This is a genomic window from Streptomyces sp. 2323.1 (assembly GCF_900221035.1).
Lineage (GTDB): Bacteria > Actinomycetota > Actinomycetes > Streptomycetales > Streptomycetaceae > Streptomyces > Streptomyces sioyaensis.
Map to the genome: position 1 here is coordinate 1,624,401 of NZ_LT907981.1, position 16,328 is coordinate 1,640,728.

Below are 16,328 nucleotides of genomic sequence, written 5' to 3' on the forward strand. Positions count from 1 at the left end.
CTTCCTTCGATCAGCGCAACAAATTCCGGCATTTCCATGGAATTTGCAGGTGAGCCAATCGGATCGCTCACCCTAGTTGACCTGTGCCCTTTCTCGCGAGTAACCGGTCGTATGCGCTCGCACAAAGGGGGAGCATGTCGCGAAATGCCGTTTTGGGCAGGGCCTTTGTGGGCGGCGGTGCTGCCGTGCGAAGAGGCGGAGCCGGTGCCTCCGCCGTAAAATTCTGGTATGGCCGAGTGGCAGGGTTCGCCCACCGCGCCGGAGCTCGTCGTCGAGTCCGACGGCGGCACCCAGGTGATGGACCCCGGCCGCGTCTACCACGTCGGACGGGACCCCGCGAGCGAGGTCGTCCTGAGCGACGCCCGGGTCTCCTGGCATCACGCGGTGCTCCGGGCCAAGGCCGGTCACTGGACCGTGGAGGACGAGGGCAGCACCAACGGCACCTACGCCGACGGGCGGCGGGTGCAGGAGTCCGGCGTCGGGCCGGGCAGTGTGATCCGGTTCGGCAACCCGGCCGACGGGCCGTGCGCGGTGCTCTCCGTACCGCCCCGCCCGACCCGGGTCGAGCGGCCCTCCGCCGTCTCCCACCCCGCGGGCACCAGTACCTTCCGCCGCCCCAGTGCGGTGCGGCCGCTGCCGGCCGCCCGGACCACCCGGATCGGCCGCGCGAGCGACAACGACCTGGTCGTCGACGACCTCACGGTCTCCCGCCGGCACGCGGAGCTGCGCGCGGGCCCGGACGGCTTCGAGATCGTCGACCTGGACAGCCACAACGGCACCTACCTCAACGGCCAGCCGGTGGACCGGGCGCCGATGATCCCCGGCGACATCGTCGGCATCGGGCACTCCGCGTTCGCCCTGGTCGGCGACGAACTCCAGGAGTTCATCGACACCGGCGAGGTGTCACTGGACGTGCAGGACCTGGCCGTACGCGTCGACAAGGGCCGCAAGACGCTGCTGGACAAGGTCTCGTTCCCGGTGGGTGAGAAGTCGCTGCTCGCCGTGGTCGGACCGAGCGGCGCGGGCAAGTCGACGCTGCTCAACGCACTGACCGGACAGCACCCCGCGGACCACGGCACGGTGCTCTACGACGGCCGTGACCTCTACCGCGACTACGCCGAGCTTCGCCAGCGCATCGGACTGGTCCCGCAGGACGACATCCTGCATCTGCAGCTGACCGTGCGCCGGGCGCTCGGCTACGCCGCACAGCTGCGCTTCCCCGAGGACACCGCGAAGGCCGAGCGGCAGGCGCGGGTCGACGAGGTGATCCATGAACTGGGCCTCGACGAGCGGGTGAAGCAGCCGATCCACAGCCTCTCGGGCGGCCAGCGCAAGCGGGTGAGCGTCGCGCTGGAGCTGCTGACGAAGCCGTCGCTGCTCTTCCTCGACGAACCGACCTCCGGGCTCGACCCCGGCATGGACCGCTCGGTCATGCATATGCTGCGCGGCCTCGCGGACGACGGCCGTACCGTCATCGTCGTCACCCACAGCGTGCTGAGCCTCGACGTCTGTGACCGGCTGCTGATCCTGGCGCCGGGCGGCACGATCGCCTACTACGGGCCGCCGCAGGAGGCACTGCACTACTTCGGGTACACGCAGTGGCCGGAGGCGTTCGAGGCCTTCGAGAACGACAAGGGCCGTGACTGGGCGGGCGAGTTCCGCGCCTCGCCGCAGCACCGCCGCTACATCGCCATGGAGTCCCACCAGCCGCCCCGCGCCCCGGAGGCGCCGCGCGGCCCGGTGGCCGCGCCCAAGGCGCAGAGCTGGGGCAAACAGCTGCACACCCTGGTCCGGCGCTATGCGGCGGCACTGACCGCCGACCGGACCTTCCTGGTCATCATGGTGGCGCTGCCGTTCATCATGGGGGCGATGGCGCACGCCCTGGCCGGGTCCTCGCTCGCCGAGGGGGCGGGCGCCATCAACGCGCTGCTGATCCTGTGTGTCGGAGCGGTGCTGACCGGCGCCGCCAACGCGGTACGTGAGCTGGTCAAGGAGCGGACGATCTATCAACGGGAGAGAGCCGTCGGCCTGTCCCGCTCGGCGTATCTGATGTCCAAGGTGCTGGTGCTGGGGTCGATCACGATCGTCCAGGCCGTGGTGCTGACCCTGGTGGCGCTGTTCGGCGTCAAACTGGGCGCACCGGGCGGCAAGGGCGTGTTGCTCCCGCCACTGCTCGAAATCACCCTGGCGGTGGCCCTGTTGGCCTTCACCGCCATGATGCTCGGCCTGTTCGTGTCCGCGCTGGTGCGGAAGGAGGAGGTCACCATGCCGCTGCTGGTCCTCCTCGCGATCGTCCAGGTCGTGTTCTGCGGTGCGCTGCTGAAGCTGACCGGCGTGCCGGTGCTGGAGCAGCTGGCATGGCTGGTGCCGTCCCGGTGGGCGCTCGGCGCCATGGCGGGCACCATCGATCTGCACCGTCTCGTACCGCAGGCGAGCACCTCCGACCCGCTGTTCCAGCACGCCCCGGGGATCTGGCTGCTGAACATGGGCATGATGATCGTGCTCTCGCTGCTCCTCGGCTTCCTGGTGCTCCGGCTGCTGCGGCGGCACGAGCCCGAGATCATGCGTGAGTAGCGCCCGGGAGCCGCCGATGACCTCGCCCGAGTTCCTCCCCAGCCATGTCGTCCCCCCGGAGGGGATGGCGACCTGGGCGGCCCCGGACACCACCCGCCCGTCCTCGCCGCTCGATCCGTTGCTGCCGGTCCAGGTCATCGACCGCCGGGGCGACTGGGCCCTGGCGCTGTGCTCCAACGGCTGGTCGACCTGGGTGGACGGCCGGCTGCTGCTGTCCGTCCCGCGCGAACCGCCGGCCGCCGCGCAGCCCGCCGCCCGGACCGCGGACCCCCGGCCGCTGCTGGGCGCGGTGGAGGAGGAGCTGAGCCGGTACCGGCACCTGGTGGAGGAGCTGGCCGCCGGGCAGCTGGACGGCGAGTCGTTCACCCGGCGCACCCGGGGCAACCGGCTGGGAGTGGTCGTGGACGGCGATGCGGTCTGGCTGTACGACGCCCGGCACGAGCGCTGGTGCTATTGCGACGGGGTGTCGTTGCAGACGTACGCGGTGGCGTCGAAGCCCTCCTCGCGGCCGGGGCGGCAGAGGCCGCCGGAGCCGGGGTCCGGGGGGCAGGAGGCGCCGGAGGGGGCGGGGGACGCGGCTGACGTACGGGAGGGCAGGGCTGACGTACCGGGCGGGCCGCGGGGCGTGGCTGACGTACCGGAGGGCGCGGCGGGTCCGGCGCAGGAGCCCGCCGGACCCGTCTCCGGGCCGGCATCCGGCCCCGTATCCGAGCCCGCCACCCCCGATCCGGCCCCCGAACCTGCCGGGCCGCCGGAGGGGCCGCCCCCGCCGGACCCCGACCGGACCCGGGCCATGGACCCCGGCGGTCCGCCGCCGGCCGCCGGACGCGGGTGACCTCCGGTGAACGGCGAGCAGGAAGCCGCCGGCCGGGGCCAGGAGCGTGCCACGTCCTCGGACGCCCCCGCGCTGCGCGGGCGGCAGCTCGCCGGGTATCTGCTCCAGGACGAGCTCGGCCGGGGCGGGATGGCTGTGGTCTACCGGGCGGAGGATCTGCGGCTCGGCCGCACCGTTGCGGTCAAGCTGCTGGCGCCCGAGCTCGCCCGGAACGACACCTTCCGGCAGCGCTTCGCCCATGAGTCGCGGGTGGCCGCGGCGATCGACCACCCGCACATCGTGCCGGTCTTCGAGGCCGGGGAGACCGAGGGCGTGCTCTACATCGCGATGCGCTACGTCCAGGGTCGGGATCTGCGGGCGCTGCTCGACCGCGACGGGCCGCTCCCGCTGGAGACCGCCTGCCGGATCGCCCTCCAGGTGGCCTCGGCGCTGGACGCCGCCCATGCGCACGACCTGGTGCACCGGGACGTCAAGCCGGGCAACATCCTGATCGCCGAGGGCACCGACAGCGACCGCCCCGAGCACGCCTACCTCACCGACTTCGGGCTGACGAAGAAGTCGCTGTCGCTGACCGGGTTCACCAGCGTCGGCCAGTTCGTCGGCACCCTGGACTATGTGGCGCCGGAGCAGATCTCGGGCCGCCCGGTGGACGGCCGCTGCGATGTCTACAGCCTGGCCTGCGTCCTCTTCGAAATGCTGACCGGGGCACCGCCGTTCCGGCGTGACGACGACATGGCGCTGTTGTGGGCGCACCAGTACGACCCGCCGCCGGCCCTGACCCGGCAGCGGCCGGATCTGCCGGAGTCCGTCGACATGGTGTTCGCCCAGGCCCTGGCCAAGGCGCCGGAGAACCGCTACGAGACCTGCCGGGGCTTTGTGGCGGCGCTGCGTGCGGCCGGCCGGACCGCGGCCCCCGGGGCAGCGGTGGGTGCTACCCGTGCGCATCCCATGACGCAGGTGGACGCCCAGGCGGACCCGGGCGGCCGGCGCAGCGCGGCGCCCCCGCCGCCCCCGCGCTGGGCCACCCCGGTGTTCCCGGGCAGCCGCCCGGGGCAGCCGCCGGCGGCGTGAGGTCAGGGCTCGCGTGGGCGCTGCGGTGCCGGTACCTCGCCGGGATGCCGTACCCGCCGCGCCAGCAGGCTGCCGAGGAAGCCGGTGACCAGCCCCCACAAGAGGCCCACCCCCACCAGGCGCAGGAGTTGCGGATCCAGGGTGACCGCATTGCCCAGGCCGCCCCCGAGGTCGCCGACGCCGATCAGGGAGAGCCCGAAGCTGGCGGAGATCCGGGTGAGCAGTCCGACGGTGAACAGGGTGAGCGCCAGCGCCACGGCCATCTCGGCGGCGTGCCGCCAGGCCGGCCGCCGGGCCGGGGAGCGGACCGCCGCGAAGAAGGCGGCCGCGAGCAGCACCACGGCCGCAACCGCCACCAGCAGCCAGACCCGGCCGTCGTACGCGGAGAGCGAGTTGAGGTCCAGGGTCCGCTGCCCGCGGGTGCGCAGCACCTGGTCGAGGGCGGGCGGCACGGGCAGCCCGATGGCCTTGTCGACATGTCCCACCCAGCCGCCGCCGGTGCCGATGCCCAGCGCCATCCAGGCCAGGTTGGGCAGCCCGAGAAAAATGACGGCGAAGGTCCGCGCCGGATCCCCCCGGGTGAAGAGCTCGACGATGCCGATGACCAGCCCGATCGCGGCATAGGCGAGCAGGGTCAGCAGCATCGCGAAGGCGGGTGGCCGGACGGAGTCCTGGAAGTGCAGCAGCCGGGGGGAGAGCGGGGCCCGGCGTGAGATGAGGAAGGTCAGCACGAGCAGCGCCAGCACCCAGAGCAGCCCGACACCGAGCGTCGCGGGCACGTCGGCACGGAAGCCGATGACGGGGGTGGCGCCCAGCTCGGCGCCCAGCTGGTCGGCGATGTCGTTGCCCACCGCGATCCGGAAGTCGTGCGAGGACGCGAGCGCGAGCAGCAGCAGAAGCACCAGCCAGCACACCGCCGTACGGGCGATCCGGCCGAGCAGCTCCCCGGTGCCGGCCACCGCCCGGTGGCGCAGCGGCAGCAGGAAGACGGCGGCGGTCACCAGCGCACCGGCGAGCGTGACCGACAGCGGTACGGCGTCGAGGTTCGCGTGGGCCTGGGCGAGCACGCCGGCGTCACCGGACAGGCCCACCGAGCCGCCGGCGGCGACCACCACGGTGGCCGCGACCACCGAGGGGAACGCCCCGCCGGGGAGGTCCGCGGCGCCGGCCGCCCACAGGCCGAGCGTGGCGATCACGAGCATCGTGACGATGCCCGCCACGGCCGTCCCGAGCGCGTGTGCCCAGGCCCGGACCTCGGGCGGGGCGCCGTGGACGGCTACCGGGCCGGGGGGACCGGCCGACGTGGGGCCTCGCAGCTGGCTCACGCTCTCTCCTGCCGGTACGGGACCGCCCTTGCAGGCGATCCGCCTGATGGACGCCGTGACTGCTGTGCACGGGGCCGTGGCGCTCCGCCGGGGAACGCGCAGCGCGGTGCCGTGCCCGCATGGACGGCGGTCCCCACCACCGTAAGCACCCTGTGTACCGCCCCGCTTGCGGACCGTACCGAACCCGGGCACACAATGGCCTTGACATCGACAAAAACGGGCAAAATTCGCATAGCCGGATGGCCCACACGCGTCGGAAGGGCCACCCGTGACTTCTTCACCGCCGCCGGACAGTCACCCGACAGGACCGCCGTCGGGCCCGCTCTCCGGCCACCCGCACGAGCCCACACAGGTGGCCCCGCAACCGGGAGCGCGGCCGGAGGAGCCCTACACGCCGGAAACCGCCCCCCGCCCGGGCGGACCCAGCGGCCCTGGCGGCCCCGGCGGACGCGGCGGGGGCGGAGGCGGCGGGGGCGGCGGAGCCGGGGGCGGCGGGCCCTGGTGGCGGTCCGCACCGCGGGTGGCGATCATCGCGGCAGCCGTGGTCGCGGTCGTGATCATCATCGTCGTGCTCACCCGGCCGAGTGGCACCACGAGCGAGGTGTTCGCCGAGCCGGCCGCCTCGACCGGCCCGAACCCGGTCACCAAGTCGTCGGCGAACGAGTCCACCCCGGCCACGTCCGCCAGGCCCAAGCAGTCCAGCGGCTCGAACAGCGAATTCTCGGGCGCGACACCCGGTCTCTACGGCGGGACCGAGAACAGCGCGAGCTGCGACGTCGAGAAGCAGATCAGCTACCTCACCGGCGCCCCCTCGAAGAACAAGGCGTTCGCCGGCGTCGTGGGCGTCACCCCGGGCGATGTCCCGCGCTATCTGCGGTCGCTGACGCCCGTACAGCTGGCCTATGACACCCGGGTCACCAACCACGGCTACAAGGACGGCAAGACCACCGAATTCCAGTCGGTCCTGCAGGCCGGCACCGCGGTCATGGTCGACGCGTACGGCGTGCCGCGGGTGCGCTGCAAGTGCGGGAACCCGCTGACGCAGCCGAAGGCCCTCCAGGGAAACGTGAAGACGGTCGGCACGAAGTGGCCCGGATACCAGTCCTCGAACGTGGTCGTCGTCAAGCCCGCGAAGTCCAAGATCAAGGAATTCACGCTGCGCAACCCGAAGACGGGCACCTGGTTCAAGCGCCCCCAGGGAACCACCGGCACCGCCGACAGCCCGACCTCCCCGCCGTCCGAGACCCCCAGCGGCCCCTCCTCTTCCCAGCCGCCGCCCAACGAGTCACCGTCGTCCGGCGAGACGTCCTCCGGGACCACCGGCTCCCCGGGTACGAGCACCGGGGAGACCACCGGGGAGCCGCCGGGGACCACGGGAGGCAGCAACACCACCGGCGGGGAGCCCTCGTCGACCGGCGGCGACACCGGTCCGGGCGGCGAGACCCCGGGCGGGGAGACACCGGGCAGCGGCGGATCACCCGGCGGCGGGGGCGGGACGCCTCCCGAAGGAGGCGGCGGCACACCGCCGTCCAGCTGACGCTTCCGACCAGTTGACGCTTCCGACCGACTGCCCCCGTCGCCCGCGGACCCGCCGCGGGTGACAGGGGCAGCCAGCTGCCCGTGGCCGGCCTCGCGTCTACCCAGCTGACCCGATATCGAACTGTGTCCTAATAATCAGGTGCATCGGACAACCACCTCAGCAGCCACACCCTCTGCATATGCGGCGGGTGCAGTGACAGCCCTGAACGGTGACGCCGCAGGGCCGGGCTCCGCCACTGTCAGCTGTTCTGCTTTGGAGGGACCCCCGTGCACGCCGCATCACGCCGCCACTCTGCCCGGTTGATACCCGCCCTGACCGCGGCGGCCGCACTGTTGAGTGCGTGCGGGCCGGGTACTGACGCATCGAAGGCGGACGAGCCGCCGACCAAGGTGACCGTCACCCCGGCCGCCGGAACCAAGTCGGCCAAGCTCGGTTCGCGGATATCCGTGCGGGCCGACGGCGGAAAGCTCACCTCGGTCGAGGTGAAGACCGACAAGGGCGGCAAGGTCGGCGGGCGGCTCACCGGTGACGGCACGTCATGGGCCTCGGACGGCACGGTCGCGCCGAAGACCACCTACACCGTGCGCACCAAGGCGAAGTCGGCCAAGGGCAAGGAGTCCTCCGGCACCTCGGTCTTCACCACGCAGCAGGCCGACAAGGTCAACAAGCTCACCAACACCCCGAGCGGCGGCCAGACCGTGGGCACCGGAATGCCGGTCTCGATCCTCTTCGACCAGCCGATAGCCAAGGACCGGCGCGCCGATATCGAGAAGGCGCTGACCGTCACCACCCAGCCGAAGGTCCAGGGAGCCTGGGGCTGGGTCAAGGACTACTCCGGCAAGGACCGGATCGACTGGCGCCCCAAGGACTACTGGCCGACCGGCACCAAGGTCTCCGTGAAGGGCGCGCTGTCCGGGATCAACTCCGGCACGGACGGCGGCTGGTTCGCCCGGGACTACAACTTCGGATTCACCATCGGCGCCGACCGCAAGGCCGTCATCGATGTCCCGTCGCACACCATGACGATGTACGAGAACGGCAAGAGCGTCGGCACCATCCGCGGCTCCGCGGGCTCCCCGGAGGCCCCGACCCGCGGCGGGGTGCACACCGTCCGCAGCAAGAACGCGGACGAGACGATGGACTCCTCCACCATCGGCTACGGCGACAAGTGGTCGCTGCCCTCCAAGTGGGTCACCCACCTCACCGCGTCCGGGACCTTCCTGCACTCCGCCCCGTGGAACAAGTCGATCGGTGTGGAGAACAACAGCCACGGCTGCTTCGGCATGACCACCTCGGACGCCAAGAAGGCCTACGACTTCCTCCCGATCGGCTCCACGGTCGAGGTGAAGGGCACCAGCAGCACCGCCAAGACCGATGTCGGCAACGGCCTGGAGGTCTGGCAGGAGAGCTGGCAGCAGTGGCAGCAGCGCAGCGCGCTCAACCACTGACGCGGCACTGACCCGGGCGGCGCAGGCTCATCTGCGGTGTCTGCCCGGCGGCCGGGCGCGGGTGGACAGCAGGAAGACGGTGGCCAGGACGGCGACGGCCTGGGCGAGGGCGGCGATTTTCTTGTCGCCGCTCCAGGCCGGTTCGTACATGTTCGGCACCGGCCCCAGCGTGCCGACGTCCACGTAGGTGTACAGGAGCAGCAGCGCGAGGCCGCCCGTGGCGACCAGCCAGGCCAGGATGTCGGCCGCCGGACGGCGCCAGACCAGCACCAGCACGGCGACTATTGCGGCGAGGACGGCTTCGACGCGGAAGAGCGTGCCCTGGCCGATGGTCGCGGTGACCGCGTCGTACTGCGCGGCGACCCGGGCATGGACAACGGCGTCCACGGCCAGCCCGGCCGCCGCGAGCGCCCGCGCGATGCCGCGGGCGACCCGGCGGGCCCGCCCGCGCTCCGGTACGGAGCTGTCTGGTGCCACGGCATCTCCCAGCCTCATGGTGAGCGGCGGTCAGGCGGTCAGGCGGTCAGGCGGTCAGGCGGTCAGGCGGTCAGCGGACGGTGAGCGCGCCCTTCATGTACGGGTGGATCGTGCAGCGGAAGGGGTAGCTGCCGGCCTTGGCCGGAGCCTTGAAGGTGACGGTCCGGCCCGGCCCGATGCTGCCGGTGTCGAAGGCCTTGGCGGCGTTGGCCGTCACGGTGTGGGTGGTGGAGTCCTCGTTGACCACGGTGACCGTGCCGCCCGGCCGCACGGACAGCGCGGCCGGCTTGAAGGCGAAGTCCTTGATGGTCAGGCGGGCGGCGGCCGGGGCCGCGCTGGTCGGCCCCGCGGTCACCGTCGCCGCGGTGGGCGTACGGGACCGGGCCGGGGCGGTGCCCTCGCCGGTATTCGTACAGCCGCCGAGGCCCATGGCACACATCGCGACGGTGGCCACGGCGACGGCCGGGCCGGCGGTTCTCCTCATCGGGCGTCCTTCTCCTCGGTCCGTCCGCTCCGGCCCCGGGCGGGCCACCTCCTGACTCAATAGACAGCAGACGCCGCCGCCCGGCCATCCGGGCGGCGGCGTTCGGCGTAACCGGCCGCCTGCCGGGCGGGCGAGCGGGGCGGGAAGACGGGCGGTCTCGCAGGGGGCGGCGGGGGTGCAGGAAGAGACGGCGGCAGGCGGCCGGTCAGGATCCCGCCCGCCGGCCCGTCAGCGGATCCGCCGCCCGGTCACCCGATCCCGCCGACCGTCCGGCGATAGGTGGAACGCCGGTCCTCGATCCGGTCCCACCGGTCGCCGTAGACGTTCTCGACGACCCGCGGTTCCCGCAGGAAGTCGTGCGGGAAACCGAGCGGCACCGCGCTGGTCCGGTCGAGCCGCGCCAGCGCATCGGCGTCGAGCGTGACCTCGACCGCGCCGAGATTGTCGCGGAGCTGGCTCTCCTTGGTGGCGCCGATGATCGGGATGACGGTGCCGGGCCGGCTGCGCAGCCACGCCAGCGCCACCTGCGCCGGGCTCCAGCCGCCCTGCTCGGCGACCTCCAGCACCGCGGTGATGGTCTCCTCCGCCTGGTGGTCGGGGGCGTCGTCGGCGGCGTTGCCGGCCAGCCGGCCGGTCTCGCCGCGGCGATACTTGCCGGTGAGCTTGCCGGCCGCGAGCGGTGCCCAGGCCAGTACGGCCAGATCGAAGGCGCGGGCCTGCGGCAGCAGTTCCCGCTCCGGCGTCCGCTCCAGCAGGTTGTAGCGCAGCTGCGAGCCCGCGAACGCGGTCCAGCCGCGCAGCTCGGCGAGGGTGTTGGCCTGGGCGATCTCCCAGGCCGGCCAGTCCGAGACGCCGACATGGAGCACCTTTCCCGACCGCACCATGTCGTCGAGCGCCCGCATGACCTCCTCCACGGGCGTGAAGTGGTCCCGTGCGTGCACCCACAGCACATCGACGTGGTCGGTGCGCAGCCGCTCCAGGCTGGCCTCCACCGAACGGACCAGGTTCTTGCGGTGGTTGCCCCCGGCGTTCACATCGCCCTTGCGGGTCGCGCAGGTGTATTTGGTGGCCAGTACGAAGTTGTCCCGGCGGCCTTCGAGCAGCTCCCCCAGGATCCGCTCCGAGGAGCCTTCGGTGTAGTTGTTGGCGGTGTCGATGAAGTTGCCGCCCGCGTCCGCATAGGCGTCCAGGATCCGGCTGCTGGTGTCCTTGTCGGTGCCCCAGCCCCGGTCGCCGCCGATGGTCATGGTCCCCAGGCTCAGCTCGCTCACCCGCAGGCCGGTCCTGCCGAACAGTGTGTAGCGCACGATGTCCCCTTAGTTCAGCCACAGGTGGTCAGGTCCTGCGCCCACGCTAGGAGCTGGAGTGCGCTCCAGGGCAAACGCACAGCGGCGGGCCGGTGGCCCATGTCACGCGCGGGAGTCCGGGAGCCGGTGTCCGATCGGGGCGGCAGCGCCTAGGGCATGTCCGCAAAGTCCCGTCGTCCGCCCGCAGGGCGGGGCCCGCGGCGTCTGGTGCGTGCGATCGCAAGGCGGAGGGTCGTCCTCGTAGTGGGCCTACGTGGACGACCCGACAACGCAGCGAGCGTGCGTGCCAGGCGTCGCGGGCCAGGCGGGACTTTGCGGACATGCCCTAGGGTGGCGGGTGCAACTGGTTCGCCCTGCCCGCCAGGCAGGCGCGTCGCAAGAGGGAACCCGGTGGAATTCCGGGACTGCCCCGCAGCGGTGAGTGGGAACGACCGCCGTCATACGCACTGGGCCCGGCCGGGTCTGGGAAGCGACGGCCAGTAGATGTCCGCCTCGGCGGATGTGCCCACGAGTCCGAAGACCTGCCAGTGCCCCCGTGCGACCGGTGCACGGGGCGATCTCGGTGACCTCGAGGGCAGGTCGGCGGACACCTCAGGCGGGCACGGACGGCCAGTTGGCGCCGCGGCCCGCCCGGTTCGCCGTCCCTTCGCGCTCTCGACCCGTCCCGGGGTCCATGGAGTCATACTCGCGAAGGAGAGTTCCGTGACCAGCACATCCGCCGCCGCGGCCGCCCGCGCCACCGTGCACGGCTACCCCCGTCAGGGACCGCACCGGGAACTGAAGAAGGCCGTCGAGGGCTACTGGAAGGGCAGCGTCAGCGCCGACGCCCTGGGGAGCACCGCCGCCGCACTGCGCCGCGCCACTTGGCAGCAGCTCGCCGAGGCCGGTGTCCACGAGGTGCCGACCGGCGACTTCTCGTACTACGACCACGTCCTGGACACCACCGTGATGGTGGGGGCGATCCCGGCCCGGCACCGCGCCGCGGTGGCCGCCGACAAGCTGGACGGCTACTTCGCGATGGCCCGCGGCACCCAGGACGTGGCGCCGCTGGAGATGACCAAGTGGTTCGACACCAACTACCACTACCTGGTCCCGGAGTTGGGTCCGGACACGGTCTTCGCCGCGGACTCCGTCAAGCAGGTGACCGAACTGCGGGAGGCGCTCGCGCTCGGCCTCACCGCCCGCCCGGTGCTGGTCGGTCCGGTCAGCTACCTTCTGCTGGCCAAGCCCGCGCCCGGTGTCGCGGCCGGCTTCGACCCGCTGACGCTGCTGGACCGGCTGCTGCCCGTCTACGCCGAGGTGCTCGCCGACCTGCGGGCGGCCGGCGCCCGCTGGGTGCAGCTGGACGAACCGGCCCTGGTGCAGGACCGCTCCCCCGCCGAACTCGACGCCGCGGCCCGCGCCTACCGCGGCCTCGGTGCGCTCACCGACCGCCCGCAGCTGCTGGTCGCCTCGTACTTCGACCGGCTGGGCGAGGCGCTGCCGGTGCTGGCCAAGGCGCCCGTCGAGGGCCTGGCGCTGGACTTCACCGGCGCCGCGGCCGGCAACCTCGCCGATCTCGCGGCGGCCGGCGGACTGCCCGGCAAGCGGCTGGTCGCCGGGGTCGTCGACGGCCGCAATGTGTGGCTCAACGACTTCGAGAAGTCGCTGGCCACCCTGGGGACGCTGCTCGGTCTGGCCGAGCGGGTCGATGTGTCGTCGTCCTGCTCGCTGCTGCACGTCCCGCTGGACGTCGGTATGGAGCGGGAGATCGACCCGCAGCTCGCCCGCTGGCTGGCCTTCGCCCGGCAGAAGACCGCCGAGGTCGTGACGCTGGCGCGGGGTCTGAGCCGGGGCACCGGCGCGATCGCCGCCGAACTCGCCGCCAACCGGGCCGACCTGGCGGCCCGCTCCCGTTCGCAGCTCACCCATGACCCGGCGGTACGGGCCCGGGCCGCGGCCGTCACCGGCGCCGACGGCCGCCGCTCGGTACCGTACGCCGAGCGGGCCGCCGCCCAGCGCGCCCACCTCGGACTGCCGCTGCTGCCGACCACGACCATCGGCTCGTTCCCGCAGACCGACCAGCTGCGCGGCGCCCGTGCCGCGCTGCGGGCCGGGCGGATCGATGCCGCCGCCTACGACGAGCGCATCGCGGCCGAGATCCGCGAGGTCCTCGCCTTCCAGGAGAAGGCCGGTCTCGATGTCCTGGTGCACGGGGAGCCCGAGCGCAATGACATGGTCCAGTACTTCGCCGAGCAGCTGACCGGCTATCTCGCCACCCAGCACGGCTGGGTGCAGTCCTACGGCACCCGCTGTGTCCGCCCGCCGATCCTGGCCGGGGACATCTCCCGCCCCGAGCCGATGACGGTGCGCTGGACGCAGTACGCCCAGTCGCTCACCGACCGCCCGGTCAAGGGCATGCTCACCGGGCCGGTCACCATGCTCGCCTGGTCCTTCGTACGCGACGACCAGCCGCTCGCGGACACCGCCCGCCAGGTGGCGCTCGCCCTGCGCGACGAGGTCAACGACCTTGAGGCGGCCGGGACTTCGGTGATCCAGGTCGACGAGCCGGCGCTGCGGGAGACGCTGCCGCTGCGGCGCGCCGGCCATGCGGAATATCTGGCCTGGGCCACCGAGGCGTTCCGCCTCACCACCGGCGGGGTCCGTCCGGACACCCAGATCCACACCCATATGTGCTACGCGGAGTTCGGCGACATCCTCCGTGCCATCGACGACCTCGACGCCGACGTCATCAGCCTGGAGGCGGCCCGCTCCCACATGCAGGTCGCCGCGGAGCTCGCCACGGCCGGCTATCCGCGCGAGGTGGGGCCGGGCGTCTACGACATCCACTCCCCGCGCGTGCCCGGCACACACGAGGCAACAGCCCTTCTGCACAAGGGACTTGAGGCCATTCCGGCCGAGCGGCTGTGGGTCAACCCGGACTGCGGCCTCAAGACCCGCGGCTGGCCCGAGGTGCGCACCGCACTGGAGAACCTGGTCGCGGCGGCCCGCGGGGTCCGCGCCGAACTGCCCGACGCGGCCTCCTGAGCCGCACGGCCCGAGAACGGGGCACCCGCCGTATCCGGCGGGTGCCCCGTTGCCATGGCGGCGGGACGTGCCCGCGCCGCCCGTTCAGCCGGTGATGATCGCCGGGTCGCTGACGCCCGGCTCACCGTTCTCGACGTGGCCGGCGAACCGGCGCAGGAAGGTCTTGTCCGAGTCGGAGGTGACCGACAGGTCGTACCAGCGCTTGCTGGCGCGCAGGTCGAGCGGCTTGGTGACGGTGGCTCCGGCGCGGACGGGGTAGGTCTCGGTCGCCCCGCCGTAGGCGTTGGTGACGGTGAGGTGGCAGTCGGTGCTGCCGTGGTTGGTCAGGGTGAGGACGAGGCGGCCGGCGGTCGCGTCGTGGCGGGCGGTCACCTCGGGGCCGGCCTTCTTGCCGTCGCCCTTGAAGGTGCGCAGGAAGCCGTTCGGGCCGTAGACCGACAGGTCGTAGCCGCCCTTGGAGTACGAGGTGTTCCAGGTGTCGGAGATCTTCTTGCCGGCCTCCGTGGTGTACGTCCAGGGGCCGTCGGTGCGGTTGCCCGCGGTGACGGTGAAGCAGGCACCGGCCTTGTCACCGCTCTTGAAGGTGAGGGTGTAGCGCCCCGTGGAGGGCGTGCCGGACCCGTCGACGAGCGGCGCGTACGGCAGCGGGCGGGACGGCCGGGAGCCCGGCTCCTGCTTGGGCAGGACGGGGTTGGCGGGCGGCTTCGGCACGTAGCTGTCGTGCCGGTCCTTGTCCGGCGGCCGGTAGCCGTCGGTGGCCGGCAGCGCGGCGGGCTTGGTGTTCTCCAGGCCGAAGTCGAAGGCGGAGGTCAGATCGCCGCTGATGGCGCGCCGCCAGGGCGAGATGTTCGGCTCGTGCACCCCGAAGCGGCGCTCCATGAACCGGATGATGGAGGTGTGGTCGAAGGTCTCGGAGCAGACGTAGCCGCCGGTGCTCCAGGGCGAGACGACGAGCATCGGGACGCGCTGGCCGAAGCCGTAGGGGCCGGCGGAGTAGGTGGCGTTGCCACCGAAGGAGTCGAGCTTGGTGTCGACGGTGGACAGGCCCTGGTCGGCGGAGGCCGGCGGGAACGGCGGCAGGACGTGGTCGAAGTAGCCGTCGTTCTCGTCGTAGGTGATGAACAGGGCGGTCTTGCTCCACACCTCGGGGTTGGAGGTGAGCGCGTCCAGCACCTGGGAGACGTACCAGGCGCCGTAGTTGGCGGGCCAGTTGGGGTGCTCGGAGAAGGCCTCGGGGGCGGCGATCCAGGAGATCTGGGGCAGCTTGCCGGCCTTCACATCGGCCTTGAGCTGGTCGAAGAAGCCGTCGCCCTGCTTGGCGTTGGTGCCGGTGCGGGCCTTGTCGTAGAGCGGGTCGCCGGGCTTGGCGTCGCGGTACTGGTTGAAGAAGAGCAGGGAGTTGTCACCGTAGGTGCCGCGGTAGGCGTCCTCGATCCAGCCCCACTTGCCGTCGGCGTCCAGGCCGTCGCCGATGTCCTGGTAGACCTTCCAGGAGATCCCGGCCTTCTCCAACCGCTCCGGGTACGTGGTCCAGCTGTACCCCGCCTCCTCGTTGCCCAGGACCGGGCCGCCGCCCGAGCCGTCGTTGCCGACGTGGCCGGAGAACATGTAGTAGCGGTTGGGGTCGGTGGCCCCGATGATCGAGCAGTGGTACGAGTCGCAGATGGTGAAGGCGTCCGCGAGCGCGTAGTGGAACGGGATGTCCTTGCGGGTCAGGTACGCCATCGTGCCGGTGCCCTTGGCCGGGACCCAGCTGTCGTACTTGCCGTTGTTCCAGGCCTTGTGGCCGCCCGCCCAGTCGTGGTTGAGGCCCTCGATGAACTGCATGCCGAGGTCCTCGGCGTCCGGGTGGTAGGGCAGGACGTCCTTGGAGCCGTCGGACTGGTGCCAGACGGACTTGCCGTTCTCGAGGAGGAGCGGCCGGGGGTCACCGAAGCCGCGTACGCCCTTGAGCGAGCCGAAGTAGTGGTCGAAGGAACGGTTCTCCTGCATCAGGACGACGACGTGCTCGACGTCGCGCAGGGAGCCGGAGCGTCGCGCTGCGGGGATGGCCGCGGCACGGGCGATGCTGCTCGACAGGGCCGAGACACCTGCGGTCGCGCCGGCGATCTGGAGGAAACGCCGCCGATTCAGTTCAGGCATGAGATGGGGAACCTCGTGGTGTGTGCGGGAATTCGCGATGGTGGGGGTGATGCTGTGCGGTGATGGAGGGAACAGTGGGGAATACAGCGTCAGCAGAG

11 protein-coding genes and 1 riboswitch are annotated in these 16,328 nt (G+C 72.1%); of the genes, 6 read left to right on the top strand and 5 right to left on the bottom strand.

Features of this window, described 5'->3' with window-relative positions; translation table 11 throughout:
* Positions 1–228 precede the first annotated feature (228 nt).
* The 3 genes from CPH93_RS06380 to CPH93_RS06390 are packed head-to-tail and all read left to right on the top strand — an operon-like array spanning position 229 to position 4,480.
* The gene (locus tag CPH93_RS06380; RefSeq protein WP_096212227.1) at positions 229–2,574 is read left to right on the top strand and encodes an ABC transporter ATP-binding protein/permease; all 2,346 of its coding nucleotides are present in this window, start codon (positions 229–231) and stop codon (positions 2,572–2,574) included.
* A 16-nt stretch (positions 2,575–2,590) separates the two neighbouring features.
* The gene (locus CPH93_RS06385; RefSeq protein WP_173909731.1) at positions 2,591–3,409 is read left to right on the top strand and encodes a hypothetical protein; all 819 of its coding nucleotides are present in this window, start codon (positions 2,591–2,593) and stop codon (positions 3,407–3,409) included.
* A gap of 6 nt (positions 3,410–3,415) precedes the next feature.
* Entirely contained in the window at positions 3,416–4,480 is a 1,065-nt protein-coding gene (locus CPH93_RS06390) for a serine/threonine-protein kinase (RefSeq protein WP_096212228.1), read from the top strand.
* A gap of 2 nt (positions 4,481–4,482) precedes the next feature.
* Here CPH93_RS06390 and CPH93_RS06395 read toward each other — a convergent pair whose 3' ends face one another.
* The gene (locus CPH93_RS06395; protein ID WP_096212229.1) at positions 4,483–5,805 is read right to left on the bottom strand and encodes a streptophobe family protein; all 1,323 of its coding nucleotides are present in this window, start codon (positions 5,803–5,805) and stop codon (positions 4,483–4,485) included.
* Between the two features lie 520 nt (positions 5,806–6,325).
* Here CPH93_RS06395 and CPH93_RS35695 point away from each other — a divergent pair.
* Entirely contained in the window at positions 6,326–7,342 is a 1,017-nt protein-coding gene (locus CPH93_RS35695; protein WP_096212230.1) for a DUF6777 domain-containing protein, read from the top strand.
* A 302-nt stretch (positions 7,343–7,644) separates the two neighbouring features.
* On the top strand, positions 7,645–8,793 hold the full coding sequence (locus tag CPH93_RS06405) for a L,D-transpeptidase (protein WP_093489338.1): 1,149 nt from the start codon (positions 7,645–7,647) through the stop codon (positions 8,791–8,793).
* A gap of 27 nt (positions 8,794–8,820) precedes the next feature.
* Here CPH93_RS06405 and CPH93_RS06410 read toward each other — a convergent pair whose 3' ends face one another.
* From CPH93_RS06410 to CPH93_RS06420, 3 genes are all read right to left on the bottom strand, one after another.
* Positions 8,821–9,270 carry a hypothetical protein gene (locus tag CPH93_RS06410; protein WP_096212231.1) on the bottom strand — a complete coding sequence of 150 codons (450 nt, stop codon included), beginning with the start codon at positions 9,268–9,270 and terminating at the stop codon, positions 8,821–8,823.
* Between the two features lie 70 nt (positions 9,271–9,340).
* Positions 9,341–9,754 carry a cupredoxin domain-containing protein gene (locus tag CPH93_RS06415; RefSeq protein ID WP_231977203.1) on the bottom strand — a complete coding sequence of 138 codons (414 nt, stop codon included), beginning with the start codon at positions 9,752–9,754 and terminating at the stop codon, positions 9,341–9,343.
* 248 nt (positions 9,755–10,002) lie between these two features.
* Positions 10,003–11,061: an aldo/keto reductase gene (locus CPH93_RS06420; RefSeq protein ID WP_096212232.1), complete on the bottom strand. Its 1,059-nt coding sequence runs from the start codon at positions 11,059–11,061 to the stop codon at positions 10,003–10,005.
* Positions 11,062–11,387: 326 nt separating this feature from the next.
* A riboswitch (cobalamin riboswitch) is annotated at positions 11,388–11,604 on the top strand.
* A gap of 159 nt (positions 11,605–11,763) precedes the next feature.
* On the opposite strand from CPH93_RS06420, the gene metE reads away from it, so the two are divergent.
* Positions 11,764–14,088, top strand: a complete 2,325-nt coding sequence (metE, locus tag CPH93_RS06425; protein WP_096212233.1) for a 5-methyltetrahydropteroyltriglutamate--homocysteine S-methyltransferase — start codon at positions 11,764–11,766, stop codon at positions 14,086–14,088.
* Positions 14,089–14,172: 84 nt separating this feature from the next.
* Here metE and CPH93_RS06430 read toward each other — a convergent pair whose 3' ends face one another.
* Positions 14,173–16,230 (bottom strand): phosphocholine-specific phospholipase C, encoded by a 2,058-nt coding sequence (locus CPH93_RS06430; protein WP_093486192.1) that lies wholly within the window; start codon positions 16,228–16,230, stop codon positions 14,173–14,175.
* Between the last annotated feature and the right edge of the window lie 98 nt (positions 16,231–16,328).

Excerpts from the sequence above, each read along its gene's own strand:
- CPH93_RS06380 (WP_096212227.1), top strand. The coding sequence starts at position 229 with ATGGCCGAGTGGCAGGGTTCGCCCACCGCGCCGGAGCTCGTCGTCGAG.
- CPH93_RS06385 (WP_173909731.1), top strand. The coding sequence starts at position 2,591 with ATGACCTCGCCCGAGTTCCTCCCCAGCCATGTCGTCCCCCCGGAGGGG.
- CPH93_RS06415 (WP_231977203.1), bottom strand. The coding sequence starts at position 9,754 with ATGAGGAGAACCGCCGGCCCGGCCGTCGCCGTGGCCACCGTCGCGATG.
- CPH93_RS06430 (WP_093486192.1), bottom strand. The coding sequence starts at position 16,230 with ATGCCTGAACTGAATCGGCGGCGTTTCCTCCAGATCGCCGGCGCGACC.